Raw genomic sequence first — 25,867 nt, 5'->3', positions numbered from 1 at the left:
GATGTTTTATTTTATAGCTTGGTTATTGCCAGTACTCTTTTTGGGGTATATGATTTGGAGGATTTGGATTAAGAAAAAAACTTTTGAATTAAAGGCGCTTCCTGAGGCTTGGAAAAAAATACTGCAAGAGAAAGTTTCGTTTTATGCTGAATTAAATGCAAAGGATAAGGCCAAATTTGAGGTAGATGTACTTTACTTTTTAAATACGGTAACTATCACCGGTGTTAAAGTACAGATTGATGATGCAGATCGGTTACTCGTAGCGTCAAGTGCTGTCATTCCGCTTTTTGGGTTTCCGGAACTACGCTATCGTAATATTAATGAAGTGCTATTGTACAAAGATTCATTTAATGAAGACCACCAAACCGAAGGAGAGAAACGCAATATTTTAGGCAAAGTTGGTTCTGGTGATATGAATAGATTAATGATTCTTTCGCTTCCTGCATTGCGTGCAGGTTTTGCCCTTAAAGACAGCAAGAATAATGTGGGGATCCATGAATTTGTCCACTTGATTGATAAGGCAGATGGCGCAGTAGATGGTCTTCCGGAAAGTATTATGAGTCAACAGTTTGTATTGCCGTGGTTAAATCTAATGCATCAAGAAATAGAAAAAATTAAAGAAAATGATTCTGATATCAACCCTTATGGTGCTACCAGTCAAATAGAATTTTTGAGTGTAGTAAGTGAGTATTTCTTTAATCAACCAGAAAAATTCAAAGAAGAGCATCCTCAATTATATCGCCTGTTAGCCAAAATATATGCCCAAGATAGCGCCTAGCCTTACTTTTTTGAAGGAGGAGGAGTTATTGTTTCTATGGTTTGAATTTTAACGCCGTGTAATACATTTTCATATAAAAAATTGGTGATGATATCTTTATAAGAATATCCCCATTCTGCCCAATTATGTCCGCCTTCTAGGTCTACATATAACGAGTAGGATTCGTTGAGTTCTTTTAGTTTTTGAGTGATAATTTTAGGTCCGTCAAGAAGTACATACCCATCAGAACGTTCGTTACAATTATGATGTGCTGCAAGAGCATAAGGTACTTTAGCATCTAATTTACCATGAAAGAAAAGCATAGGAACTGCATTTTCTTTAGTTAAATAGTCATTATTTAAAGTGGCTCCAGAAAAACTAATGATGCCTTTGATTTTTGCATCGCTATAGTAAATCGTTTTAAATAAATAATGATTCTTCATGATAACAGCATTCAAAACCATTTCTGCGCCAGCGCTACTACCCACAAGAATTACATTATTGGGGTCTACATTAAAACTTTTATAGTAATTGGTGAGATACCAAATAGATTTATTTAAGTCTGCAGCAGTTTCTAAATAGGTTCTCATTTTCTGCGAGGTACGATAATCACACCCAAAAGATTGCTTTCTTTGAGATAAACGGTAATCAATAGAAGCTACCGCATATCCTTTTTTAGCCAACGCCCTACCTAAACCTTTTTCGTCACCACCATTTCTTTGACCAGCCACAAAACCACCACCGTGAACAATAATCACAAGCGGTTTTAGTTCTTCACGATCTTTTTTGACATCATAGAAATCTAACTTTAACGTATCTGCATACACAAGCGTTCTTATTCTAACATCAGAAAAAATATCGTCTTTATATCTGGTTTGACTAAAACAGGTATTTAAACCGAATAAGAAAATAAGTAAAGTTGAAAAGTATGTATTCATTTGTTTAAAATGACGCAAAGATATGTAAACATTCATACCAAGCTTGGCATTAGACTTAAAAGAAAAGATTATTTTTAAGAACCATAAATACATGATAATGAAAACCTTTGTTAGTAGTATCTCTCAAAAAGAGTTTCCGATTAATGAAAAATTTATAGGAGGAGCGATAAGGAAATCAATCTTTGATAGCATACTAAAAGATCACGCCGACTTCACTAAAAAAAGTACCATAGCATTATCTGAACTTAATTTTTACCGTCAAAAATATTTAGCAAACTATCTGCTTGAAGAAGTAGGAGAGTTAACAAGCTTAGAGAATGATGTATTGGAAACTATTGCCAACAATGAGATGATTACTGCCAAAAGCATTACGGCGGATGAGGGGGGAGATTTTTCCGTAGGGCAACGTTTGGCAGATGCTGTTGCTAGTTTTGGGGGCAGTTGGAAATTCATTATTATCTTCGGGTTGTTCATTGCTATATGGATTACGTCCAATATTGTTTTCTTGATGAACAAAGGCTTTGATCCTTATCCTTTTATTTTACTAAACTTAATACTCTCTTGTTTGGCAGCATTACAGGCGCCAGTAATAATGATGAGCCAGAACAGGCAAGAAGAGAAGGATAGAGAAAGGGCACAAAAAGATTACATGATTAATTTAAAGGCAGAGTTAGAGATACGCACCTTACATGAGAAATTAGATCATTTAATCATACACCAACAACAAGAGCTTCTAACCATTCAGCAAGTACAAGTAGAGATGTTGGATGATATTATGAAGCAGCTAAATCTAAAAAGAGAATGATAGAGACTACTATTGGGATAGCACTTTCTGGAGGAGGTGCTAGAGCCGCAGCGCATATTGGAGTATTGCATGCCTTAAATGAAAACGGCATTTATCCTACCCACGTATCGGGTACTAGTGGTGGCGCTGTTATTGGTGCTTTATATTGTTCTGGATACGCTCCCTTAGAAATTTTAGAACTGACCAAAACTGCCTCTTTTCTGCATATTTTTAAATTAGGTTTGGAGTTTAGATCTATTCGGGATATGTCTCGTTTAAATGAGTTTCTGTATTACCATATTAAGCACGATTTTAAGGAACTACAAATACCACTCTTTTTATCTGCTACAAATTTAGATTCCGGATTCAATGAAATTATGAAGGAAGGACGTTTATTACCTGCGATAATGGCTTCTTGCGCTATTCCGCTGGTATTTAAACCTGTGGTTTTTAATGGCAATACGTATGTTGATGGCGGAATATTGAATAATTTACCGGTAGATGTGCTCAAAGAAAAATGCCAGTTTGTATTTGGTTCTAATGTGAGTGGTTTAGAAAAAGGGAAGAAAGTAAATAGCCGCTTAGAAATTGCACACAGGTGCCTTCAATTAGCTATTAGTACCAATGTAGCACCAAGATTAAAAATGTGTGACCATGCTATAGAAATCCAAGACGCCTTTCATTTTGGTATTTTTGATATTGAAAAAGCCCAAGAGTTATTTGATATTGGGTATGCCGCTACTGTCAATGAAATGGAGGTTATTAAATTAAAATTAGCAGCGAAACATTAATTTTGGACCTTTAGGTAATTTTTTAGCTAGTATTGAATTTCTATGATTTTTTCAGTTAGTTGATAACCTCCAAAAACACCAACTCCGTTTTCACCAGCTATATTATCTGGAGCAATACTGTATTCTACAAACGGATTTCCATCATTTTGGCTATTTAAATAAGATGCTCTTAAATTTTGGTAAATTAGTTCTTCAACGTTTGCTACCTGTAAGGTTAGTTTAACAGAAGTTCCTTCTTCTAAAAATCCCGTATACGTAGATGTCTTATCATTTAAAATAACACCATCTCCGATAGCATCTGTAAGAAAGCCACCCGTTTCAAAATATAGTGAGCCTTTATACGTTTCTTCTTCAAATATCTCTTCGTATTTGGCACCAACAATATAAAAATTGGCCGTACCCACGATATCTTCAAAGCTTATATCTACATCGGTATAGACACCGTAATCATCTTGACCTACAGCGAAATTCTCTAGAATAGAAGCTACTTTTTTAGGAATTTTACAACTTGAGGTATAGGTGTTTCCTTGTGTAATTACCTCCAAAAAATATTGAGATCCCTCTGTTATTTTAAGGTTTTCTGCACTTGTGGAATACATAGAATTTTCACTAGAATATAGAAGCTGTACAGAATTTCCTTCAGCATCGGCTATGTTTACTATAGCGTCTTCAATTATAAAAGTCGTGTAGTTTTCCGTGTCATCCAAGCTTAATGCTGTACCTATAGCGGGTAATGCTTTAGAAACGCTTACGGTTAAAAGAGTATCTGTTGGTGATAAATAACTTAAGATGTACACCTTTTCTTCTGCATCTAACAAGTTATCAGCATCAATAACTTTTTCACAACTGGAGAATACAATTAAAATAAGAAAAAGTAGGGTGATTAATGTTTTCATAAACTTAGAATTTTAGGTTGTAATTTACAGAAGGTATAAACATAAGTACCGAGATTCTAGTGAGCTCTTTTTCAATTGTGGCATTTGGGTCACTATAATCGTAGTTTTTAGTATCCAGAGTGTAAATAAACGGATTCTGCCTAGAGTAAGCATTGTATAATGAAACTCCCCAAGTACGGATTTTGTTGCTCTTTTTCTTTTTATGAAATTGAATTCCTAAATCTAGCCTATGGGTTGTTTCTCCTCTAAAATTGTTTCTACCAGAACTAAATTCCTCATTTCCATAATTATAGTTATAATTAGTATTGATTGGAAAATTCCCTAAATTATTTAAACGTTGCAAGTTAGGAAGCGTATAATTATTACCTGTAGATAGCACCCAAGTTCCAGATAAGGTTATTTTTTCACTAGGCTTATAAATACCTACTAATGATATATCATGTCTGCGATCATAGCGGTCAAAGAATTTCTTTCCTAAATTTAGTTCGTCAAACTGTCTTTCAGACCAAGAAAGTGTATATCCCAACCAACCCGTTAATGGTCCTGATTGTTTTCTGAAGAGAAGTTCTGTGCCATAGGCCCACCCTTGACCCGTGGTAATATTTTCTTCCCAATTTATGTTTTTCCCACTTTCTAAATTGTCAAGGGCTAAAAATGAAGCACCTTCTTTATAAGAAATTACATTATCTAGTTTTTTATAGTAGGCTTCAGCGGATAAGGAATACTCTTTTTCTTGAAAATCTTTTGCAATTCCAATAGCATATTGTTCTGAGCTTTGAGGCTTTACATTGTCTGTAGAAGAAACCCATAAATCTGTTGGTAATCCTATACCAGAACTGGATAACAAATGAATGTATTGGTTCATTTTAGAATAAGATGCTTTGAAGGCTAAATCAGGTCTTAGATTATAAGACAAAGCTAAGCGTGGTTCAAAATTTAAGTAATTTTCTGCTTTATAGTTAAAGTAACTGGCCCTTAAACCAGGAGAAACATGGAGTTTATCCGTAACCTTCCAATCATCTTCTAGATATACGGCACCTTCAAAAGAATTGAGCTCTTGTATTTTGTTAATATTACCGCTGTAGGTATCCTTAATTACAAGTCGTTGAGGGGTAAAATTATGTCTTGTTGCAATGGCTCCAAATTTTACACTGTGGTTGTTATTCGGATAGTAATCAACATCCGTTTTCACAGAATAATCATCGATACCAGAGCTAGTTTTAAATAAATAATTATCATTGTAATCATCTATTTGTAAATCCTCATTATCAATATTAATTTTGAATTCATAGTTACTGAAAATAAGGGAAGAATTAGCAAATAGTTTATTATTAAATTGATGATTCCAGCGTAGTGTTGAGGTAATATTTCCCCAAGCTAGGTTTGTTTTTTCTTTAGCGGTTGCATCAATGTATTTGCTGTAAAATTTATCTTTCCCGTAGTAATTGCTCCAATATAATTTGTCTTTTGAACTAAAGACATGATGTATTTTAAAGTTTAAATCTGTAAAAAAATAACCGCCATTTTCATCTTTATCAAGGAAAGGTTGCGCAATTAAATCGGCGTATGTGCGTCTGCCGCTCATGATAAATGAGGTCTTCCCTTTATTAATGGGTCCCTCCAGAACAACGGAAGATGAAATTAGTCCAATATTTATATTTCCAGAAAGTTTTTCTTTATTTCCATCTTTCATACCTATATTAATTACAGAAGATAACCTTCCGCCATAGCGGGCAGGGAAACCTCCTTTAAAAGCTTCTACAGATTTTATGGCATCCCCATTAAAAACAGAAAAGAAACCAAATAAGTGATTAGAATTATAGACTACCGCGTCATCCAAAATAATTAAATTTTGATCGGGTGTACCGCCACGTACAAAAAAGCCAGAACTTCCTTCCGAGCCTCCCTGAATGCCAGGCAAGAGTTGTAAGGTCTTTAAAACATCTTTCTCGCCAAGTAATGCAGGAAGATCCTGCACATCCATAGGGTTAAGGCGAACAGCGCTCATTTGAGTTACTTTACTTTCTTTAACATTCTGGTCAGCTATAACCACAACTTCAGATAAGGCTTCGGATGATGCTATTAAATGTACGGATACTTCCAAGTCAGCATTTAAATCAATTTCTTTAACCTGTGAGGTAAAGCCTATATAAGAGAAGACTACGCTATGCTTTCCTTTAGGGGCGGTAAAAGAAAAGAAACCATACTCATTCGTGACGGTACCTACTTTTAATTCTGGAATATAAACAGACACTCCAAATAAATTTTCACCACTACCTTGTTCTTTTATATAACCACTTACAATATATTTTTCTGCCTGATGAGGCGTAGATTTTTTGTGGGTAAAATTCCGTTTTTCTTTTGCTGATAGGCTGTTCGAAATAAAAAGAATAACGAATACGGAGTGGAGTAGTTTTGTTTTCAAGTAGCGCTAGTTGTGTCCAATTACTTGGATGTGGTTAGTTTTTGCAAAACTTATAGTTTCTAATAAACGTTAAGAGCTATGCGTCAGCAATTAAGGTTTATTTTCTAAGTTTTCTTGTTAAACAAAACATAAATAGTCTTTTGTAGACTATAATTTAACTTTGATTTAATGTTTAGCCTGTTTGTTGTAGAAATAAGTTTATTCGCTATTATATTGTCTCTTTAATAGCTGGAGCTCAAAATGTCAAATTCTAGCTTTTTAAAGCTTAGGATTTGGGTAATGGTTAGCTTGATCTTCTAAGGCTTGATCCATACAAATAAAATCCTTTTCAATAAGAATACTGATGGCATCGCCTGCAGAGGTGGTGTGAATGTTTTCAAAGCCTACGGTTTCATTGGTAGCCCAATCTTTCGTGTCTGCTTTAGGAAAATAGAGGGTGATGGTATTATTGGTATAGTCTGCCTCTAGTTGTGAGATTCCTTCTTTTGCTATTAATTCATAAGAGAACTGAGTGGTTGCAAATGCTGTTTTCTCACTTAAAAAACCTGTGGAACAAAAGGTTTCTACATCACTTTTTGTAAGTCTATATCTTAAGGTATTTCCTTTAATTCTTATTTTCATGGCTGTGAATTTACGAGACTAAATTTACATCTTTTTCTGGTGCAGTAGTTTTATAATTAATAGTAACTCGCGTGCCTTCTCCTGGAATTGAATTAATAAATAAACGACCATTGATATAGCTAATGCGCTCTCTCATATAAAAAAGCCCCATACCGCCTTCGCTGTTGTTTTTAGGCAATTTATCTAGGATGGTTTCATCAAAGCCTTTGCCGTCATCATCTATGACAATACTTAGGACATTGTCTGTGTATTTTATACTTAATAAGATGTAATTGGCTTCTGCATATTTTATGGCATTATTTACAGCTTCTTGCGCTACCCGATAGATATTGGTTTCTGCGAGCGAATCAAAACGTATAAATTTTTCTGTTTTGTTTTCAAAAAGAATATTCTTTCCAGTGAGTTTGGCCAATTCGGAGGTCATTTTATGTAAGGCAGGAAAAAGACCATGATCTTTTAATTCTGGTGGCGTTAAATTAAAAGTGGCGGTTCTAACCCCTTTTATTAAATCGAAACAGAGGGTTTTTAAATAGGCAATTTTTTCTGCAGTCTTATCTTTATTATCTAGGTTAATAGATTCTATATTAAACTTTAGGGCAGTTAACATCTGGCCAATTCCATCGTGGATGTCTTTAGCGATACGTTTTCGTTCTTCTTCTTGCCCCTCAACAATCTGACTCGCTTGCACCTTCTTTTGGAGTATTTTATCTTCAAAATTTTGTTTGATGAGCTGCTCAACTTTTTCTTGGTTTTGTTTGCGCTCTGTGATATCAGAACAAAGAATAAGTACGTTTTGTTTTTTACTAGATTGATGTAGTGGTATGATAGACATATCTAACCAAATACTTTCTCCCTTTCTGGTTTCTACATTAATTTCTTCAGATCTAATAGTCTTACGGTTGCTTTTTAAAACTTCTTTTAAGTACTGCTGCTGGCCTTCATTTGTGGTTAGAAGTTCGGATAATGGCTTAGACAAGTCTTCATCATTGCAGGCTAGAAGTTCTTGGAATTTTTTACTGATAAATACGACGCTTCCATCATTTTTTGCACTAGCAAATAAGGCTGCATTGTCTATTACAAAATTAAGTTCTTGTAATTCTTTAAGCGATTTTTCGTTTTCCTGATATAGCTGCTGAATTTTATCGGTATTGGCATCAGATTCTAGCTGATTTTTCATCAACCTAGAAATTGTGTTTTTAATTTGAAGTGATAGAGGTTTAAATATAAAGAGGATTTCTAGAAATAATATGAGTAGTGAAAAGATAAGTAGAAGGTATTCTTTAAATTTTAAATTTTCTAGTTGTGTTTTACTCCGATTATCGTATTCATTAACAATAACATCCATCAACCTTAAAAAAGTACGTTCGTTATCAAGAAGTGTTTGAATATTTTTTTGCGTAGTACCAGTGGGGCTTAGTCCTGATTTTTCTTCTTCAGCAATTACCTGTTGTGCAGCTGTAATCATTGCGGTATGGTGTGGCGTTATTTTTTTAAATAAGCCGAGTATATCTTCGTGGGTTTCTTTTTGAATCCCCATAGAATCATTCCCGAATTGTAAGGCCGCATGAGATATTTTCCAAGTAGTGATGGTCTTTTTTAATTCCGTAAGTATTTGCTTCTTATCAGAGCCAGGCTGTTTTAATAGCAGTGCTTCTTTGACTAATTTCTGACTATATGCACGCTGCCTTCCCGCTACATTAATTACCCTAGAATCATCAAGTTGAGCGTTTAAATGCACTTGTATTAAAATTTGAGCTACAATAATAGTAAGTGCAATTGCGGCTAGAGCAAGCAAATACCATTTTCGAATTCTCAAAAAGGTAGAAGAGTCTAGCGGTTGCTCAAATTTTGGTTTACTCATGTAATGGATACTAATAAAAGTGCAAAATACAAAGATTTAGCCTTGCAAAGCTTTCCCTACTAAGGTCAAAGAGTTTGCAGATAACGGAAGTTTTAATGCAGCTTCTTGACCTTCTTTAGACATCTTACGCCATGTTTTTTGTAAAATATCAATCAGTTTCTCTTCTGAATATTTCTGGGCAAAAGGTTCAAAGTAATATTCAAGAAACACCAAGCAGATAACATCTTCCAGCGTTTGGGTTTCTTCATTCTTTTTAAGTTGCTTTTTTTCTAATAGAAAAGCAACATTGTCAATGGTTTCCTGATCATAACCAATGCTTTCTAGCAGTTCGCCAGCTTTCTTAGCATGAAACTTCTTTAGGTCTTGGCGCCATGTGAGGTAGCCAGTTCTGTTCATTTCATAAGAATCACGGGCAATCTCCCATCGGCAAATATGTTGGCACCTAGCAGTAAGCTGTAATACTTCTGATGCATTAGGAGCAAAAGAATTTAACTTTTCAGTCATCCGAATAGCATAAAGTACTTCTTTAGCATATTCTTTGCCTTCAAAAATTTCTTTATTGGGATCTTGCTCGTTCGCTTTATCAAAAAGTATAAAAGCCTTTTCTAATTTATCCGATGATGCCATAGTATTCTTAGGTTTGCTCCAAAGCTATTCAGAAAAACCAATATACACAAAACCATCTTCTATTTTTACAGGATAAGTTGAAATGGCAGATAATGTACCGTTTAAATTTTCTCCTGTTTCTAGAGAGAAAGTATTTTTATGCAAAGGACAAGCTACTTTTGGAGTGCCCATATCTTCGCCAACCATACCTCGAGAAAGCACCATTTCCATTTTATGTGGACATAAGTTTTGGCACGCATACCATTTTCCTTCACGTGTAAAATTAAAGACCGCTATTTGTTTCTCATTGTACTTTACACAGGCACCGCCATTTTTTGGAAATTTTGTGACTGCAGCAGCTTTGAACCACACCGTTACATTCTCAATAGGGGTTGTATTGTATTCTTTTAAAATGGAATCTATCATTTTATTAGCTTTTAGTTCAACATTAGGTGATGCATTATATTTTAAGCCCAAGGTGCCGGCATTTTTTGTTCTCTTAAAGACACAAATTCTATATTTTCGTCTGCTGCGGTAGAATTCACGAAATGAGTGTATTTTGCTCTAATTTCAGGATTCTCAACGGCCTCTTTCCACTCACATTTATAGGTATCTACTAAATGTTGCATTTCTTTATCTAGCTGATCTACAATTCCCAAACAATCATTAATCACAACATCCTTTACATAATCAATACCTCCTTCTAGTTTATCTAACCAGGCGGCGGTACGCATTAAGGGTTGTGCAGTTTGTATGTAATACATTAAAAAACGATCTACATATTTTATGGCGGTCTCTTTATCTACTTTCTCCGCCAATAACAATGCGTGTTTAGGAGTTGCACCACCGTTTCCGCCGATATAAATATTCCAGCCTCCTTCTACAGCGATAAAACCAAAATCTTTACCACGTGCTTCGGCACATTCACGGATACAACCAGAAACACCGCCTTTAAATTTGTGTGGAGAACGAATGCCTTTATACCTGTTTTCTATTTCTATAGCAAAACTTACGCTTTCATCCATACCATACCTGCACCATGTAGAGCCTACACAACTTTTTACGGTACGTAATGATTTTCCGTAGGCTTGTCCGGTTTCAAAACCTTCTGCGATAAGCTCTTCCCAAATCAATGGTAATTCATGCAGTTTGGCACCGAACATATCTATTCTTTGTCCGCCGGTAATTTTGGTATACAAATCATATTTTTGAGCAATTCTACCCATAGCAATCATTTGCTTTGGAGAAATCTCACCGCCCGCAACACGAGGTACTACAGAGTAGGTACCGTTACGTTGTATGTTTGCTAAATATCTATCATTGGTATCTTGTATAGTATCTTGCTTATTGGCAGTTTCATTAAATATACTTGCAAATAGTGAAGCCGCTAAAGGTTTGCAGGTTTCGCAACCATTTCCTTTTCCATGGGTGTCTAATAATTCATCGTAATCTTGAATGTTTTTCATTTTTACGATGTCATACAATTCTTGACGGGAATAATCAAAATGCTCGCAGATACGTTCTTTTACAACCTTACCTAAAGACTTTAAAGTTTCATTTACAAGATCGGTTACCATGGGTTTGCAACCACCACAACCGGTAGTTGCTTTGGTAGCTTTAGCAACAGCTTTAACGGTTTCATTACCATCATCTTTTACAGAGCAACAAACTTGTCCTTTAGTTACCGCTTCGCAAGAACAAACTACAGCAGTATCTGGTAAATCCATAGCGCTACCAAAAGATGCACCACCATCACCAGCAGGAAGTATTAATTGTGATGGATCTGAAGGAATAGGCATACTATTCAAGTAAATTTGATGCAGCATGCTGTAGTCAGAAGCATCCCCGACTAAAATACCTCCTAGTAATCTTTTGCCGTCAAGGCTTACATTTATTCTTTTGTATAAGTGTTGTGTTTTATTTTCAAATATTATAGAATGCCCTTTAGCGGCGGGCATAAAAGGCTCGCCAAAACTAGCGACATCAACTCCTATTAATTTTAGTTTGGTAGACATATCAATCTCTGGAGCCATGATATTATCGGTTTTACCTGTAATCTGGTCTACGGCAACTGTTGCCATTTCATACCCAGGAGCTACTAAACCATATATCATTTGGTTGTACAAGGCAATTTCTCCAATGGCATATATGTTTTCATCGGAGGTTTGCATTTTATGATCTACCACAATGCCCCCACGAACTCCCATTTTTAAACCACTAGATTTTCCTAATTCATCTCTGGGGCGAATACCGGCAGAAATTATAAGCATTTCTACATCCAAGACATCATCCTCGCCAAATTCCATTCCAACAATGGCATCGTCTCCTAATATCTGATTGGTTGCTTTGCTTAAATGAATGTGTAAACCAATAGATTCTAACTTTAATTGTAATACTTGGCTACTTCTAGAATCTAACTGTCTTGGCATTAATTTGGGCGCAAATTCTACAATATGGGGCTCTAGACCCATATCCATTACTGCTTTCCCTGCTTCTAATCCTAAAAGTCCACCTCCTAAAACGGCAGCTTTGGCATTAGGATTTTTAGCTTTTAAGGCCGCTGCGTAAGAGAGCATGCCTTCTAAGTCTTCAATAGTACGATATACAAAGACTCCTTTTTTTTCTACTCCTTTAATAGGGGGTACAAAAGCAGAAGAACCTGTTGCTAAAACAAGGTAATCATAAGAGAAATCTCGATTCTTAGCTGTGGTAATTGTTTTTTCTTCGCGGTTAATATCTGCAACACGTTCATTGACCATGAGTTCTATACCATTTTCTGCATACCATGCTGCCGGAGCCATTTCTAGAGCTTTAGCATCCTGGTTTTCAAAAAATTCACTTAAATGAACACGGTCATAGGCAGGTCTTGGTTCATCACCAAAAACAATAAGCTTATAATCTTCACTTGTTTCTTTGGCTACAAATTTTTCGCAAAATTTATACCCTACCATTCCATTTCCTACTACGATTACGGTTTTCATACGTACGTCTTTATCATGTTACAAGACAAAATTACGTATAATTACGTATATTTTAGGTAATTTTATAAAAATAAATACGTAGTTTTGTTGTCATATTAATAATTCTACACCTTAAAAAATAGAAATTATGATGTCAAACAAGAATCCAAAAGTAAGTTTAGTAGGCGCAGGCCCTGGGAGTAGTGACCTTATTACACGAAGAGGTTTTAAGGTGTTACAGGAGGCGTCTGTAATTTTATATGATGCTTTAATCAGTAAAGAATTACTTGATGAGATTGATGGAGCAATCCCCAAAATATACGTAGGTAAACGTTGCGGAGAGCATTCTTTCACTCAAGATGATATCAATAGATTAATTGTGGAAAACGCTTACCAGTATGGCCACGTGGTGCGGTTAAAAGGAGGGGATCCTTTTGTATTTGGTAGAGCGAGTGAGGAAATAGAATATGTAGAATCTTTCGGAATACCAGTAACCGTCATCCCGGGAGTAAGTAGTGCCATCTCTGTACCTGCCAGTCAAGGTATTCCTGTGACCAGAAGAGGTATTAGTAGTAGCTTTTGGGTAATGACTGCCACTAAAAAAGATGGTTCTTTTTCTCAAGATCTGAAATTAGCAGCGCAATCAGCAGCAACCTTAGTCATATTAATGGGGGTACGAAAATTTGACGAAATTGCGGAAGAAATTTCCAAGTATAGAAAGGGCATCACTCCTTTTGCTATTATCCAAAATGGTACTTTGGCTAAAGAGGTATGTATCACAGGAACCTTATATAATAGAACAAAACAATTGGCTCAAATAGATACTTCATTACCTGGTATCATAGTTATTGGTGATGTGGTGGCAGAACATCCTTCCTTTTTTGAAGAAGAGCTACAACGGGTATTACATTCAACCATATAATCAACCATTTTTTATAGCCGATATGACCAGTATTTTTGGTTCTGCCTTGATCCAAGTACTGGTCTGTATATCGGTGAATGTCTTCATTTTTAACCACTTGCATAAGTCGTGAAGCAATCCTTTCTGATGAATATGCTATCACAGATTGCTATTTTTTTCTTTTTGATAAAATTAGCACACTAAAATTGACACTTCAATAAAAATACGTACAACAATACTTATTTCTATTCTTTAGTACGTATAAATACGTATTTATACTTATTTTTGAATTGTATGCAATACAATGTTTAACCTTCTTAAAAATAGAGACATGAACAATACGACATCAAATAAAGCAACAAAATTAAATTTAAGGGATTTTAAGAGCATCCAGATGAAAACGTTTTGGATCACTTCCTTAGCATTTTTCCTTTGCTTTTTCGCATGGTTTGGTATCGTGCCTTTTATGCCAGATGTAGTTAAAGATTTAGGCTTGAGTCCGTCTCAAAAATGGAATTCTATTATACTAGCGGTGTCAGGAACAGTATTTGCTCGTTTAGCTATTGGTAAATTGTGTGATAAATATGGACCAAGATTATGCTATACTTATTTATTAGTATTTGGGGCTATTCCGGTAATTTTACTTGGATTTGTACAAACACCCTTGCAGTTTTTAGTATGTAGGTTATTTATTGGGTTTATTGGAGCATCATTTGTAATCACACAATTTCACACGTCAATTATGTTTGCACCAAATATTGTGGGGACGGCAAATGCCACCTCTGCAGGATGGGGTAATCTTGGTGGTGGCGCCAATCGTTTAGGGATGCCTTTAATTGCTGCGGCCGTAGTGAGTTTTGGGATAGCAGATGAAATTGCTTGGCGTTATTCTATGGTTATTGCTGGGATATTGTGTTTAGCAATGGGCTTAGTGTATTTCTTCTTTACAAAAGATACACCGGAAGGAAATTTTGCAGAGTTAAAAGAACGAGGCGAAATGCCAGTCTTCAAAAAAGATGAAGCTTCATTTGCTAGTGTGTTAAAAGATTATAGAGTTTGGATTTTATTTTTTGTGTATGCCGCTTGTTTTGGTATTGAGCTAACGGTATATGGTACAATGGATGATTACCTTCAAAATAGATTTGGTTTAGATAGAACATTTGCAGGAAATCTGGTCCTTTCTTTTGCTTTGATGAATATTTTTGCACGTACACTTGGAGGGTATTTTGGAGATAAATTTGGAAATAGTAGAGGTTTACGAGGTCGGGTTATTTTCTTAGCGGTTATTCTAGCGGCAGAAGGGGTAATGTTATCATTCTTTTCAATGACGACGAGTCTTGCGGTAGGAATGATTTTTCTGATAGCTTTTAGTTTAACAGTACAAATGGCAGAAGGAGCTACCTTTTCTGTGGTGCCATTTATCAATAAAAAAGCGATTGGTTCCATATCGGGTATCGTAGGAGCAGGAGGTAATGTAGGAGCTTTTCTTGCCGCTTTATTATTAAAATCAAAATCTGCCGTAGCAGAAAGTGCCGCTATTTCTTCGAATAAAGGTTTAGGGGAAGAGGCTATTAAAACGGCACAAACCATCGCTTCAGCTTCTGCGGTTTCAGCAGGGTATTTTGTAATTGGAGGGTGTATTTTAGTGGCAGCATTACTGTCTTTAGCCATTAAATTTGCCACTTCAGAAGAGGCGGTTCCTTCGGAAAAATTAAATATACAATTAGCAGATAAATAACAGGGTAAAGATATTGAATACGCTAACAGTACATACTAGGAATGCAAGTTCAAAAAGATATAACGCTTTAAACACCGCTTGTGAAAGTTGTTTGAATGCTAATTGTCTTATCAATAGAAATGTGTCTTCAGAGCAGGTGGCGCTATTTTCTAATGAAAAAACAGAGATCACTTGCAAAAAAGGGCAGCAATTTATCATCGAAGGCGCACCTGTAAATGGACTTTTCTTTATATTAAAAGGAAAGGTTAAGGTTTATAGGACGGGAATACATGGCAAAGAACAAATTGTTCGTTTTGCCAAAGAAGGAGAAATTATTGGGCATCGCGGTTTTGGTACAGAAGAATATTATTCTATTGGGGCTATAGCGCTAGAGCATACGGAACTTTGTTATTTCTCTAAAGATACATTGCAAAAAGCGCTAAAGAGTAATGCTAGTTTTGCATATGATTTAATGCTTTTTTATGCTGATGAATTGAATAGAAGTGAAGCAAAAGTCAAATCTATATCGCAAATGACGGTAAGAGAACGCGTGGTAGATACCTTATTATATATCAACAGGAAGTTCAAAGATCAAAACGGATTCTTAAATCTTGCCTTAAGTAGGAGAGAATATGCAGATTATGCAGGCACAACAGAAGAACAGGTCATTCGAATATTTTCAAGTTTAAAAAAAGAAAACCTTATCCATACAAAAGGGAAAAAAGTTGGCATTACAAACGTAGAGCTACTCAAAAGAGAAATCTCTGAACATAACTTTTATTTAGATTTATAACCACATATTCTATCTGGTTTATTTTAGACTGGTTTAGAATAGAAAATCACAAAACACCAATTACGTACAGCTACGTAATTGGTGTTTTTGTTTTAATAGCTTATATGCTAGTTATTTATGGTTAAAATATGTTTTATCGCAGGTTTTGCTATGTTATAAAAAGAGGTTTGCTTCTGTGCTATTTCATAAAATTTGAATTTAAGTACTTATATATTTGTCATTATTAAGTATTAGTACGTAGAAAACTATAAATAATCAACTATGAAACATGTAATCAAAAAAGTGGCTTTTTCTTTTATGGCAGCTATGCTTCTTTCGGCTTGCGGAGGGAAAGAGAAGAAAGCAAAAGAAACGTCTTCAGAAGAAGTAAAAGCAAACACTTTAGAAATAGAAAAACCTCAGTTAACCTTTGGTTTTATTAAATTAACAGATATGGCTCCTTTAGCAATTGCTAAAGAGAAAGGATTTTTTGAAGAAGAGGGGCTTTATGTTTCTGTAGAAGCGCAATCTAACTGGAAAAATGTTTTAGACCGTGTTATAGACGGGCAATTAGATGGCTCACATATGTTGGCAGGGCAACCTATAGCTGCAGGAGCGGGTTTTGGTAGACAAGCAAAATTAGTCACCGCTTTTTCTATGGATTTAAACGGAAATGGAATTACCGTTTCTAATGATGTTTGGTCTAAGATGAAACCAAATGTTCCCATTGATGAAAATGGAAAACCTGTTCATCCAATAAAAGCAGATGCATTAAAACCAGTGGTTACCGAATATAAAAATAGCGGTAAACCTTTTAAAATGGGAATGGTATTTCCGGTATCTACACATAATTATGAAATACGCTATTGGTTAGCAGCAGCGGGTATTCACCCAGGAATGTATACCGCTGAAAATGTGCAAGGACAAATAGATGCCGAAGTTTTACTTTCTGTGACACCTCCGCCGCAAATGCCAGCAACATTAGAATCAGGAACTATTTATGGGTATTGTGTAGGTGAGCCATGGAACCAGCAAGCAGTTTTTAAAGGAATTGGAGTGCCTGTTGTCACTAATTATGATATCTGGAAAAACAATCCAGAAAAAGTATTTGTAATGACAGAAAAATTTATTGAAGATAATCCAAACACTGCAGTAGCAGTTACAAAAGCACTTATTAGAGCCGGTAAATGGTTAGATGATCCTGCAAATAGACCAGAGGCTGTAAAAATATTATCTATGTCTCAATATGTCGGCGCACCGGAAGAGGTCTTGGCAAATTCTATGACAGGAACTTTTGAATTTGAAAAAGGTGATAAGCGTTCTATGCCAGACTTTAATGTGTTTTATAAGTACAACGCAACATATCCTTTTTATTCTGACGGAATTTGGTTTTTAACACAAATGCGTAGATGGGGGCAAATTCCTGAAGCAAAACCTGCCGCTTGGTATGAAGAGACTATTAAAGATATCTACAGACCAGATGTATGGAAAAAAGCAGCCGACTTATTAGTAGCGGAAGGTAAAATACCGGCAACAGATGTGCCAACTACAGATGGATATAAGCCGGCAACCGCAGATTTTATTGATGGGACAACATATGATGCAAAAGATCCTATTGGATACATTAACAGTTTTGCCATCGGTAACAAAGATTAAGTAGTACAATAACCAAGGAAAAGAACAAAAGATGAAACAAGAAATCACATTGGAAAAAGAAAGCCAAGGCCTTACATTTTTAAAGCCTCTAGCTACACTCTTCAAGGCGAAATTTGAAAAAGATGTTGTATTAAAGTCTTTCAAGAAAACAGGAATTACACTGGTGTCTATTCTTTTGTTCTTAGGCTTATGGCATCTTGGCTCTAAGGCATTATACAATAAGGAAGCTACTTATAAAATAGAGAAAGCTTTGTCAGAACAAGGTCAAGAAGCAGCAGATGCAGAAAGGGCTTGTATAGCATCTGGTGATAGTAGTTGCCAGCCTAATACCTTGCCTTCTCCAACACAAGTATGGGCTTCTTTTCAGTCCTTAATAGCAGACCATCAACTTATAAAAGCAAAGAAAGAGGCTTTTGCCACGAAAATGGCAGCTACCAATGAAAAATTGATAGCACAGGGTAAAGATGCGATCATTTACACGGGGCGTGCGTCTTTTGTAGATACGGTTCTAACAAGTATTAAAACGGTCTTCGCAGGCTTTCTGTTAGCACTGATTATTGCTGTGCCTATTGGAATTGTGATTGGTTTGAGTCCGTCGTTACGGAGTGCATTCAATTGGTTTATACAAATATTTAAGCCAGTATCCCCAGTAGTATGGTATTTGCTTGTTTTTATGATTGTAAAGACTTTGTATATAGGTGCAAGCTCTGATAACGCCTTTGTTATCTCGTTTATTAGTGTTGGTCTTTGTGCCATGTGGGCAACTTTAGTAAACACGGCAATGGGGGTTGCATCAGTAGATAAAGATTATATCAATGTGGCAAAAGTGCTAAAACTAGGTACTTTTCAAAAAGTATTTAAAGTAATACTACCATCATCTCTTCCTTTAATTTTTACAGGATTACGCATTACACTCTCTGTAGCATGGATGGTTTTAATTGCGATTGAATTATTGGCACAAAGTCCGGGATTGGGATTATTTGTTTGGGAAGAGTTTCAAAATGGGGCTAATGATTCTAACGCTAAAATTATCGTTGCCATGTTTGTCATCGGGATTATAGGATTTCTTTTAGATAGGCTGATGCTTATGGTACAGCAAATGGTATCATTCAATAAAAACGAAGGAATATAATTTCTTTAAAGCGAAACGTATGGCATATTTAGAATTAAAAAATGTTTGTAAAACTTATGGTCAAGGGGAAAATAGTACAGCGGTGCTTTCTAATATCAATTTGAAGATTGAAGAAGGAGAATTTGTAGCTATTGTGGGCTTTACAGGTAGTGGAAAGACAACTTTGGTGAACCTTATAAACGGACTCATAAAACCTACCAGTGGTGAAGTGTTATTTAAAGGAGAACCAGTAGTAGGTACGAGTCATGAACGTGGGGTTATATTTCAAAATTACTCATTGCTTCCTTGGTTAACGGTTGCACAGAATGTATCCATGGCGGTGAAAGAAGCTTTTCCTAAAGAAAGTAAAAACGAAATAAAAGATAGGGTTGCTAACTATGTAGAAATGGTAGGTTTATCACATGCAATAAATAAAAGACCAAAAGAATTATCTGGGGGTATGCGCCAACGAGTAGCGGTAGCAAGAGCATTAGCAATGAAACCAGAAATGATTATTATGGATGAACCCTTGGGTGCACTTGATGCGCTGACAAGAGGAAATTTACAAGATGAAATCCTGAATATTTGGAATCAAGATAAGCGTACGGCACTCTTAATCACGAATGATGTTGATGAAGGTATTTATATGGCAGACCGTATCATTCCTTTGAAGCCAGGTCCTAAAGCAACCTTAGGTCCAGAGTTTAAAATAGAAATAGACCGCCCTAGAGATAAGACGGAGCTTAATGATAATCCTAATTTCATGAAAACTAGAAATGAAATTATCGCCTATTTAATGGCTATAGGAGAAGACCGTAAGTCGGTTTCAGAAATAGAATACCTGCTCCCAGATATAGCTCCAAAAAATTTTGTAGACCAATTTTAATAGTAGAACCATGAATTCAGCAACTATAGATACTAAAGACTCTTATTTAGAAAATGGGATTTACTACCCTTCAAAAGTAATGTTAGATCTTAAAGACCTGAAAAAGGTATATCCTACGCCCAAGGGAGATTATGTAGTTCTTGAGGATTTGAATTTGCAAATCATGAAAGAAGAGTTTGTGACCATCATTGGGCACTCTGGTTGTGGTAAAACAACCATGCTTTCCATGATTGCAGGTCTCAACCCTATATCTGGCGGAAATATTTCCGTATTAGGAAACCCCGTAAAAGGTCCTGGTCCAGATCGTGGGGTTATTTTTCAATCACCAAGCTTAATGCCTTGGATGACAGCGTTGCAAAATGTGCTTTTAGGGGTTAATCAAGTATTTCCGCATGCCACAAAAAAACAACGTATAGATATTGCTAAATATTATTTGCACAAAGTGGGTTTAGATGGGGCTTTTAATAAAAAGGCAACAGAATTATCACAAGGAATGCAACAGCGAGTGGGTATTGCAAGAGCTTTTGCTATTAAGCCTAAGGTATTGCTGTTAGATGAGCCTTTCGGAATGTTAGATTCTTTAACAAGGGGTGAGCTCCAAGATATTCTGATAGAAATATGGAATAAAGAAAAAATTACCGCAGTAATGATTACCCATGATGTAGATGAAGCCATTTTTCTTGCAGATCGTGTGGTAATGATGACCAGTGGACCCAAAGCCAAGATTGGCGATGTGCTAAATATAGATTTTGAAAGACCAAGAACAAGAAAATCTGTTTTGGAACATCAAGATTACTACAAATATAGAAAGCATTTAATAGATTTCTTAGAACATTAAAACAAGTTGAAAATTTAAAATAACACAATCAAATTTCAAATTATGAAAAAGGAACAATACGTACTTTTAGGGCTCTTTTTATTGGCCACACAATTTATAGCCGCACAATTTACTATAGATGGCGAGTTTAGACCACGAACAGAATACCGTCACGGATTTGGTAGTCCAATAGCGGAAGATGCGGATGCCGGATTTGGAATTTCCACTAGAGCACGTGTAAATTTTGGGTATGCAGATGAATCATACAAAGTGTATTTAAGCTTACAGGATGTAATGACATGGGGAGAAAATAGGCAGCTATTACCTGCCGATGCAAACAATTCTTTTGCCATTTTTGAAGCCTGGGGAGAACTAACCTTGGGAGAAGGTTTTTCAACCAAAATAGGAAGACAAACCTTAGATTATGATGATCAAAGAATATTGGGTTCTGTAGGTTGGGCACAACAAGCACGTAATCATGATGCCGCACTTTTAAAATATAAGAAAAACAAATTTTTATTGGATGTAGGTTTGGCATTTAACCAAGATAAAGCAGATTTATCTGGTTTTTCATCAGTAGGTACAGCATATAGCACAACAGGATTCTTTTCCTATAAAACCATGCAATATGCGTATTTAAAACAAAGCTGGGATGCATTTTCAGGAAGTTTATTGGTATTAAATAATGGTTTTCAAGAATATGAAGATGATGCAACTACGCCAGATGGTACCAGTAGTTTATTAACAATTGGAACCCATTTAGCGTACAAAAAAGGGAAGTTAGGATTGGAGAGTAATATCTTTTTGCAAACAGGACAAAGACAAGGAGAAGTAGATGTAAAGGGGGCTTACTTAGCGAGTCTAGATGCCAGCTTAAAGGCTTCTGATAAAGTAACATTAGGTGCTGGAGTAGAAATTATTAGCGGTAATGATGGTGATGCAGGAGAAACAGGAGCTTTCTTTCCGCTGTACGGAACCAATCATAAGTTTAATGGGTTTATGGATTACTTCTATGTAGGCAACCATGCAAACTCAATAGGTTTATTAGATGTGCATGTGAGTGCTAAATTTCAACTAAATGAAACTTCTAGTCTAATGGTAAAAGCGCTGAATTTTAGCGGCGAACAAGAACTGGCTAGTGGAGAGAAATCTTTAGGAACGGAAATAGATCTTGTATTTGCAAAGAAATTTAAAGGATATGGGCTAGCTATTGGATACTCTCAAATGTTTGCTAGTGATGGCATGTATGAATTAAAAGGTATTACAGAAGATGCTGCTGCAGGCGGTCAAAACTGGGCTTGGGTAATGTTGACCATTAAGCCAAAGTTCTTAAATACAGCGTCCAAATAAAGATAAGGTCACTCTTTCTATACACTAACTACTATGATGAAGAATATTTCATTGTAGTAGTTTTTTATTTTAAATTATAAGTAGGAATAATCTTACAAAATTGTACATTTGATGTTTCAATCATTAAATAAGCAAGTATATGAAAACTTATCTCATGCATCGGGTATCACTTTTAGTATTTTCAATATTCATTTTTAGTAGCTGTACTAATGATGATGCGGCTAATTATTATGAAGAAATTGCATCATCTTCCGAACTTTTTATTGCGGGCTACAAAAATGTACCCACTTATTTTTTTGATAACGAAGGTTATTTTAAACACAATCATACCGCGAAAGGAATAGATGGTTTTATCGAAGGTTTTGAGGAGGCTTCAAAATCTAGTTATGCTGCCAATGATGTAGTCATAGAAAATTCTGGGAGTTGGAATCTTTCTGACGCATTGATTGGTTCTTTGCCCAATGATAGAAAATATGGTTCTAAATCGGTTAGAATAAGAAATTCGGGACACTTGATTATGAATTTTGATATGACTAGCGGGGTAGAATCTTTGAGTATTCGGCATGCCGCATATGGTGCTGATGGAAGCTCTACTTGGCAACTAGTGCTATCTTATGATAGTGGTGTATCATGGCTAACGGTAGGGGATGTGGTGACCACCAATGCCACAATTTTAAACACAGTTGTTTATGAATTAAATGAATTAGGGAGTGCGCGTTATGGTATTTTAAAATTATCAGGAGGATCTAATCGTGTAAATATTGATAATATTGAAATGAGCATACCAGACGTTTCCGTAGGCGCTGGTGTTGCTTCAAAAGATAGTAATATTACCTTCGGAAACCCTTCTGATGCCGGAGTATTGTCAGATAATTACTATTTAGATAACACAGATTACGTCTTGTCTTATAATAACTCAAAAGGAACAGCAAATTGGGTGAGCTGGCACTTAAGTTCTGCTTGGACAGGAACTACAGAAAGATGTAATTGTTTTAAACAAGATACAGCCCTACCCTCTAGTTTTTTCAGAGCTACTACATCAAATTATACCAATACAGGGTTTAATAGAGGGCATTTGTGTCCGTCTGCAGATAGAAATGGGGATGAGGACTCTAATGAAAACACCTATTACATGACCAATATAGCACCCCAATCTCCTAATAATAACCAAGGAATTTGGGCTAATTTTGAAGACTATTTAAGAGATGTGGCAGCCGAGGGTAATGAAATTCATATAATTGCAGGCGTTGCAGGCGTGGGTGGAACAGGTGCTAACGGAGCTGCAGATTATATTTACAATAACATGATTACGGTGCCCGATACTTTTTGGAAAGTGGCGTTGATATTACCTAATGGTTCAGATGATATTGCAAGAGTAAGCTCTTCTACAAGAATGATTGCCATTAATGTTCCTAATGATCAAGGAATTAGTAGTGATTGGACGCAGTTTACGACATCTGTAGATGCTATAGAAGTTCTTACAGGTTATGATTTATTTGAAAATATACCTAACACTATTGAATCAGTTATAGAAGCAGTAGTAGATAGTGGTCCTGCTATTTAATGACAAAATAGGCAAACAAAAACCCTATCACCATTTTTCAAGAGTATAGGGTTTTTTGTGTGCTAGCGGTGTTCAAATTTTTCTAAGTATTCAACTACGTATTTTTAATTTATATTTGTAGAAATATCATTTAAAATATGAGCCAGACGATACGAATAGTTTTAGCAGATGACCACTCTTTAGTAAGAGATGGAATTCGTGCTTTGCTCGAAGAAGAAGAAGATTTAGTGGTTGTTGCGGAGGTTTCAAACGGTAAAGAAGCCATTGATATGGTCAATGAGAAAAAGCCAGATCTTTTAATTATTGATATTCGTATGCCGGTAATGAATGGTATAGATGCGGTTGAAATTTTAAACAAACAAGGGACTGCAACAAAAACCATTATTCTATCCATGCATGATTCGGAGGAATATATACTAAAATCTGTGAATGCTGGAGCCAATGGCTATTTGCTTAAAGATACCGGTAAGACCGAATTTATAAAAGCAATACGTACGGTACAGCAAGGAGGTAAGTATTTTAGTGGTGATATTTCTAATGTTTTGGTCAACAATCTTTTGAGTGGAAGTAAGCCTGTTTCTGAGAAGCCAAAACACATTAAATCAAGCGATAATCCATTTGATTTGACAAGTAAAGAACTTCAAATTTTGGAATTGATATTGTCAGGTTTAACGAACAAGCAAATCTCGGAAAAATTGGAGAATAGTAAACGTACGGTAGAGACACACCGGTTTAATTTAATGCGCAAGATGGATGTTAAAAACCTTATCGACCTATCTAAAAAAGCACAAGAATTTAACCTAGTCTAAGGGCTAATCGCGTTGTAGTTTAGTAATAATTTGACCTACATTTTTTTCTTCAAAAGATCTAATTCCTTTTAATACATAGCCAATTATTTTGGACTTTGGGTCTTTTATAAATTTTGCTAATTCTAAAACCAATAAATCTATTTTAGCGATAGCCTCAGGTTTTTGGCTTTCGTCAAGGGCCCATAATAGATTTGTACTGTTCCATGATTGTTGTCTGGCCTTACGCATGCTAAAATCAATCACCTTTTCATCTGTATTTTTCCCTAATAGATCTAATAAGAAAAGCAATGGGGAAACACGACTTAAACGATCTTGCATTTCATTGGTGATATTAAAAAGAATATCATTTACAGTATTAAAATCTTTTTCAATAAGCGTTAGCTCTTTTCCTTTCATAGTAGCCGCCGTTGCAATGCCTAAATCTAGATTTATGTGTGCATTAATCCCTAACATAATATGTTGCAGAATGGTCAGCTCTTCTGTTGCATTTTCAAAAGAAAATAACCAAGAAGCACTTACGCTATTCCCTTTAGTATGCTCCTGGTAGGCGTCTATGTACAAATTGGCAAAAGCAACATCCATCTGTTCTAATTGTGCATTGTCTTCAAAACTGCCACGTTCTACTTCCTTTAAAATTTCGGCAGTAGTTCTTCGGTATAAATAAGCAAATAAGCCCAATCGGCTATTTTTAGCAATACATTCTTCTATGATGGTATCCAGTACAACCAGTACTTCTTTGATGGTTTTAGGTTTATTCATTAGAGCAATAAAAAAGTTTTACTTCCTAAAAGTACCATTTTCTCTCTAGTACCTACCATATTGGGTGCTATATGCTGCATAATTTTGTCATTAAGTTTTAACATAAAAAATAAACAAATGAAAAAGACGGCATTAATTGTAGGAGGAAGCAGTGGAATAGGAAAAGCTACAGCTCAAAGATTATTAAAAGAAGGAGTAGAAGTGCATATTGTTGGTACCAATGATACGAAACTCAATGCTTTTAAAAGTGAGGTTTCGGAGAATTTACATTGTCATAAGGTTGATATTACAAACCTTAGTGCAGTAAGTGAGCTAAATAGTATGGTTGATGGATGGGAAAATTTGGACTATCTCGTAAATGCTTCTGGGATTTTTGGACCTAAACCATTCTTGGATCATACGGTAGAAGATTATGATTCTTATCAAGATTTAAATCGTGGTTTCTTTTTTATTACACAAAATGCGGCCAAAAAAATGGCGGCTACAGGTGGCGGAGCCATTGTAAATGTAGGTTCTATGTGGGCAAAACAAGCCGTAAAAGCAACACCTTCTTCGGCGTATTCTATGCAAAAAGCAGGATTGCATTCTCTTACACAACATTTAGCTATGGAGCTTGCGGATCATAAAATTCGTGTCAATGCAGTTTCTCCTGCTCTTGTAGAAACACCGGTGTATGATAGTGTTTTTGGTGATGCAGAAAAAGCACACGAAGCTTTAAAGGGGTTTAATGCGTTTCATCCAATTGGAAGAATAGGGCAGCCGGAAGATGTTGCGGAAACCATACATTTTTTATTGTCAGATAAAGCCTCATGGGTAACAGGTGCCATTTGGGATACTGACGGTGGTGTAATGTCTGGGAGAAATTAAGCCCAGTTTTTAATAAAGG

The 25,867-nt window shown here is 35.7% G+C and carries 23 protein-coding genes; 14 read left to right on the top strand and 9 right to left on the bottom strand.

Annotated features, from left to right (window positions below; all coding sequences use genetic code 11):
* The first annotated feature begins 1 nt into the window (after position 1).
* Entirely contained in the window at positions 2–778 is a 777-nt protein-coding gene (locus M666_RS04655; protein WP_029447567.1) for a M90 family metallopeptidase, read from the top strand.
* A 2-nt stretch (positions 779–780) separates the two neighbouring features.
* Here the strand turns inward: M666_RS04655 and M666_RS04650 are convergent, their stop codons facing one another.
* Positions 781–1,695 carry an alpha/beta hydrolase gene (locus M666_RS04650; protein WP_158400209.1) on the bottom strand — a complete coding sequence of 305 codons (915 nt, stop codon included), beginning with the start codon at positions 1,693–1,695 and terminating at the stop codon, positions 781–783.
* Positions 1,696–1,792: 97 nt separating this feature from the next.
* On the opposite strand from M666_RS04650, the gene M666_RS04645 reads away from it, so the two are divergent.
* Together M666_RS04645 and M666_RS04640 are read left to right on the top strand one after the other, a co-directional pair.
* On the top strand, positions 1,793–2,500 hold the full coding sequence (locus M666_RS04645; RefSeq protein WP_029447569.1) for a DUF1003 domain-containing protein: 708 nt from the start codon (positions 1,793–1,795) through the stop codon (positions 2,498–2,500).
* Positions 2,497–3,270, top strand: a complete 774-nt coding sequence (locus M666_RS04640; RefSeq protein WP_029447570.1) for a patatin-like phospholipase family protein — start codon at positions 2,497–2,499, stop codon at positions 3,268–3,270. The genes M666_RS04645 and M666_RS04640 overlap by 4 nt, the downstream gene beginning before the upstream one ends.
* Before the next feature lie 26 nt (positions 3,271–3,296).
* Here the strand turns inward: M666_RS04640 and M666_RS04635 are convergent, their stop codons facing one another.
* The 7 genes from M666_RS04635 to nirB all read right to left on the bottom strand — a co-directional run bounded on the left by M666_RS04635 (position 3,297) and on the right by nirB (position 12,660).
* Positions 3,297–4,166: a DUF4249 domain-containing protein gene (locus M666_RS04635; RefSeq protein ID WP_029447571.1), complete on the bottom strand. Its 870-nt coding sequence runs from the start codon at positions 4,164–4,166 to the stop codon at positions 3,297–3,299.
* Between the two features lie 4 nt (positions 4,167–4,170).
* Positions 4,171–6,591: a TonB-dependent receptor gene (locus M666_RS04630; protein WP_029447572.1), complete on the bottom strand. Its 2,421-nt coding sequence runs from the start codon at positions 6,589–6,591 to the stop codon at positions 4,171–4,173.
* Positions 6,592–6,849: 258 nt separating this feature from the next.
* Positions 6,850–7,212 carry a DUF7009 family protein gene (locus M666_RS04625; RefSeq protein ID WP_029447573.1) on the bottom strand — a complete coding sequence of 121 codons (363 nt, stop codon included), beginning with the start codon at positions 7,210–7,212 and terminating at the stop codon, positions 6,850–6,852.
* Positions 7,213–7,222: 10 nt separating this feature from the next.
* Positions 7,223–9,073 (bottom strand): sensor histidine kinase, encoded by a 1,851-nt coding sequence (locus M666_RS04620; protein ID WP_029447574.1) that lies wholly within the window; start codon positions 9,071–9,073, stop codon positions 7,223–7,225.
* A 36-nt stretch (positions 9,074–9,109) separates the two neighbouring features.
* On the bottom strand, positions 9,110–9,700 hold the full coding sequence (locus tag M666_RS04615; protein ID WP_029447575.1) for a DUF4202 domain-containing protein: 591 nt from the start codon (positions 9,698–9,700) through the stop codon (positions 9,110–9,112).
* Positions 9,701–9,724: 24 nt separating this feature from the next.
* Entirely contained in the window at positions 9,725–10,105 is a 381-nt protein-coding gene (gene nirD, locus M666_RS04610; protein ID WP_182246367.1) for a nitrite reductase small subunit NirD, read from the bottom strand.
* Positions 10,106–10,146: 41 nt separating this feature from the next.
* Positions 10,147–12,660: a nitrite reductase large subunit NirB gene (gene nirB, locus M666_RS04605; RefSeq protein WP_029447577.1), complete on the bottom strand. Its 2,514-nt coding sequence runs from the start codon at positions 12,658–12,660 to the stop codon at positions 10,147–10,149.
* 130 nt (positions 12,661–12,790) lie between these two features.
* On the opposite strand from nirB, the gene cobA reads away from it, so the two are divergent.
* The 10 genes from cobA to M666_RS04555 all read left to right on the top strand — a co-directional run bounded on the left by cobA (position 12,791) and on the right by M666_RS04555 (position 24,222).
* Positions 12,791–13,561, top strand: coding sequence for a uroporphyrinogen-III C-methyltransferase (cobA, locus tag M666_RS04600; RefSeq protein WP_394331756.1), 771 nt, complete (start codon positions 12,791–12,793; stop codon positions 13,559–13,561).
* Positions 13,562–13,871: 310 nt separating this feature from the next.
* Positions 13,872–15,278 (top strand): MFS transporter, encoded by a 1,407-nt coding sequence (locus tag M666_RS04595; protein WP_029447579.1) that lies wholly within the window; start codon positions 13,872–13,874, stop codon positions 15,276–15,278.
* 13 nt (positions 15,279–15,291) lie between these two features.
* On the top strand, positions 15,292–16,050 hold the full coding sequence (locus M666_RS04590) for a Crp/Fnr family transcriptional regulator (protein WP_052085126.1): 759 nt from the start codon (positions 15,292–15,294) through the stop codon (positions 16,048–16,050).
* 261 nt (positions 16,051–16,311) lie between these two features.
* On the top strand, positions 16,312–17,685 hold the full coding sequence (locus M666_RS04585) for a CmpA/NrtA family ABC transporter substrate-binding protein (protein ID WP_025616373.1): 1,374 nt from the start codon (positions 16,312–16,314) through the stop codon (positions 17,683–17,685).
* Between the two features lie 31 nt (positions 17,686–17,716).
* The gene (locus tag M666_RS04580; protein WP_024482467.1) at positions 17,717–18,817 is read left to right on the top strand and encodes an ABC transporter permease; all 1,101 of its coding nucleotides are present in this window, start codon (positions 17,717–17,719) and stop codon (positions 18,815–18,817) included.
* A 19-nt stretch (positions 18,818–18,836) separates the two neighbouring features.
* Positions 18,837–19,682 carry an ABC transporter ATP-binding protein gene (locus M666_RS04575; RefSeq protein WP_024482468.1) on the top strand — a complete coding sequence of 282 codons (846 nt, stop codon included), beginning with the start codon at positions 18,837–18,839 and terminating at the stop codon, positions 19,680–19,682.
* 10 nt (positions 19,683–19,692) lie between these two features.
* Positions 19,693–20,520 carry an ABC transporter ATP-binding protein gene (locus tag M666_RS04570; protein WP_029447581.1) on the top strand — a complete coding sequence of 276 codons (828 nt, stop codon included), beginning with the start codon at positions 19,693–19,695 and terminating at the stop codon, positions 20,518–20,520.
* A gap of 42 nt (positions 20,521–20,562) precedes the next feature.
* Complete coding sequence (locus M666_RS04565) at positions 20,563–21,849, top strand: alginate export family protein (protein ID WP_029447582.1); 1,287 nt, start codon at positions 20,563–20,565, stop codon at positions 21,847–21,849.
* 139 nt (positions 21,850–21,988) lie between these two features.
* Complete coding sequence (locus M666_RS04560) at positions 21,989–23,413, top strand: DNA/RNA non-specific endonuclease (RefSeq protein ID WP_029447583.1); 1,425 nt, start codon at positions 21,989–21,991, stop codon at positions 23,411–23,413.
* Positions 23,414–23,550: 137 nt separating this feature from the next.
* Positions 23,551–24,222 (top strand): response regulator transcription factor, encoded by a 672-nt coding sequence (locus tag M666_RS04555; protein WP_029447584.1) that lies wholly within the window; start codon positions 23,551–23,553, stop codon positions 24,220–24,222.
* A gap of 3 nt (positions 24,223–24,225) precedes the next feature.
* On the opposite strand, the gene M666_RS04550 is transcribed toward M666_RS04555, so the two are convergent.
* A complete protein-coding gene (locus tag M666_RS04550) occupies positions 24,226–24,981 on the bottom strand; it encodes a DUF5995 family protein (RefSeq protein ID WP_029447585.1) in 756 nt (251 codons plus the stop codon).
* Between the two features lie 117 nt (positions 24,982–25,098).
* Here M666_RS04550 and M666_RS04545 point away from each other — a divergent pair, with 117 nt between their 5' ends.
* The gene (locus M666_RS04545) at positions 25,099–25,848 is read left to right on the top strand and encodes an SDR family NAD(P)-dependent oxidoreductase (RefSeq protein WP_025616380.1); all 750 of its coding nucleotides are present in this window, start codon (positions 25,099–25,101) and stop codon (positions 25,846–25,848) included.
* The last annotated feature ends 19 nt before the right edge of the window (positions 25,849–25,867 follow it).

Source organism: Cellulophaga baltica 18, assembly GCF_000468615.2.
GTDB lineage: Bacteria > Bacteroidota > Bacteroidia > Flavobacteriales > Flavobacteriaceae > Cellulophaga > Cellulophaga baltica.
This window is presented reverse-complemented; position numbering and strand designations above follow the sequence as displayed.

Coding starts and splice junctions, on each gene's coding strand:
- M666_RS04655 (WP_029447567.1), top strand. CDS start 2: ATGTTTTATTTTATAGCTTGGTTATTGCCAGTACTCTTTTTGGGGTAT.
- M666_RS04650 (WP_158400209.1), bottom strand. CDS start 1,695: ATGAATACATACTTTTCAACTTTACTTATTTTCTTATTCGGTTTAAAT.
- M666_RS04645 (WP_029447569.1), top strand. CDS start 1,793: ATGAAAACCTTTGTTAGTAGTATCTCTCAAAAAGAGTTTCCGATTAAT.
- M666_RS04640 (WP_029447570.1), top strand. CDS start 2,497: ATGATAGAGACTACTATTGGGATAGCACTTTCTGGAGGAGGTGCTAGA.
- M666_RS04635 (WP_029447571.1), bottom strand. CDS start 4,166: ATGAAAACATTAATCACCCTACTTTTTCTTATTTTAATTGTATTCTCC.
- M666_RS04625 (WP_029447573.1), bottom strand. CDS start 7,212: ATGAAAATAAGAATTAAAGGAAATACCTTAAGATATAGACTTACAAAA.
- M666_RS04620 (WP_029447574.1), bottom strand. CDS start 9,073: ATGAGTAAACCAAAATTTGAGCAACCGCTAGACTCTTCTACCTTTTTG.
- M666_RS04615 (WP_029447575.1), bottom strand. CDS start 9,700: ATGGCATCATCGGATAAATTAGAAAAGGCTTTTATACTTTTTGATAAA.
- nirD (WP_182246367.1), bottom strand. CDS start 10,105: ATGATAGATTCCATTTTAAAAGAATACAATACAACCCCTATTGAGAAT.
- nirB (WP_029447577.1), bottom strand. CDS start 12,660: ATGAAAACCGTAATCGTAGTAGGAAATGGAATGGTAGGGTATAAATTT.
- cobA (WP_394331756.1), top strand. CDS start 12,791: ATGTCAAACAAGAATCCAAAAGTAAGTTTAGTAGGCGCAGGCCCTGGG.
- M666_RS04595 (WP_029447579.1), top strand. CDS start 13,872: ATGAACAATACGACATCAAATAAAGCAACAAAATTAAATTTAAGGGAT.
- M666_RS04585 (WP_025616373.1), top strand. CDS start 16,312: ATGAAACATGTAATCAAAAAAGTGGCTTTTTCTTTTATGGCAGCTATG.
- M666_RS04580 (WP_024482467.1), top strand. CDS start 17,717: ATGAAACAAGAAATCACATTGGAAAAAGAAAGCCAAGGCCTTACATTT.
- M666_RS04575 (WP_024482468.1), top strand. CDS start 18,837: ATGGCATATTTAGAATTAAAAAATGTTTGTAAAACTTATGGTCAAGGG.
- M666_RS04570 (WP_029447581.1), top strand. CDS start 19,693: ATGAATTCAGCAACTATAGATACTAAAGACTCTTATTTAGAAAATGGG.
- M666_RS04565 (WP_029447582.1), top strand. CDS start 20,563: ATGAAAAAGGAACAATACGTACTTTTAGGGCTCTTTTTATTGGCCACA.
- M666_RS04560 (WP_029447583.1), top strand. CDS start 21,989: ATGAAAACTTATCTCATGCATCGGGTATCACTTTTAGTATTTTCAATA.
- M666_RS04555 (WP_029447584.1), top strand. CDS start 23,551: ATGAGCCAGACGATACGAATAGTTTTAGCAGATGACCACTCTTTAGTA.
- M666_RS04550 (WP_029447585.1), bottom strand. CDS start 24,981: ATGAATAAACCTAAAACCATCAAAGAAGTACTGGTTGTACTGGATACC.
- M666_RS04545 (WP_025616380.1), top strand. CDS start 25,099: ATGAAAAAGACGGCATTAATTGTAGGAGGAAGCAGTGGAATAGGAAAA.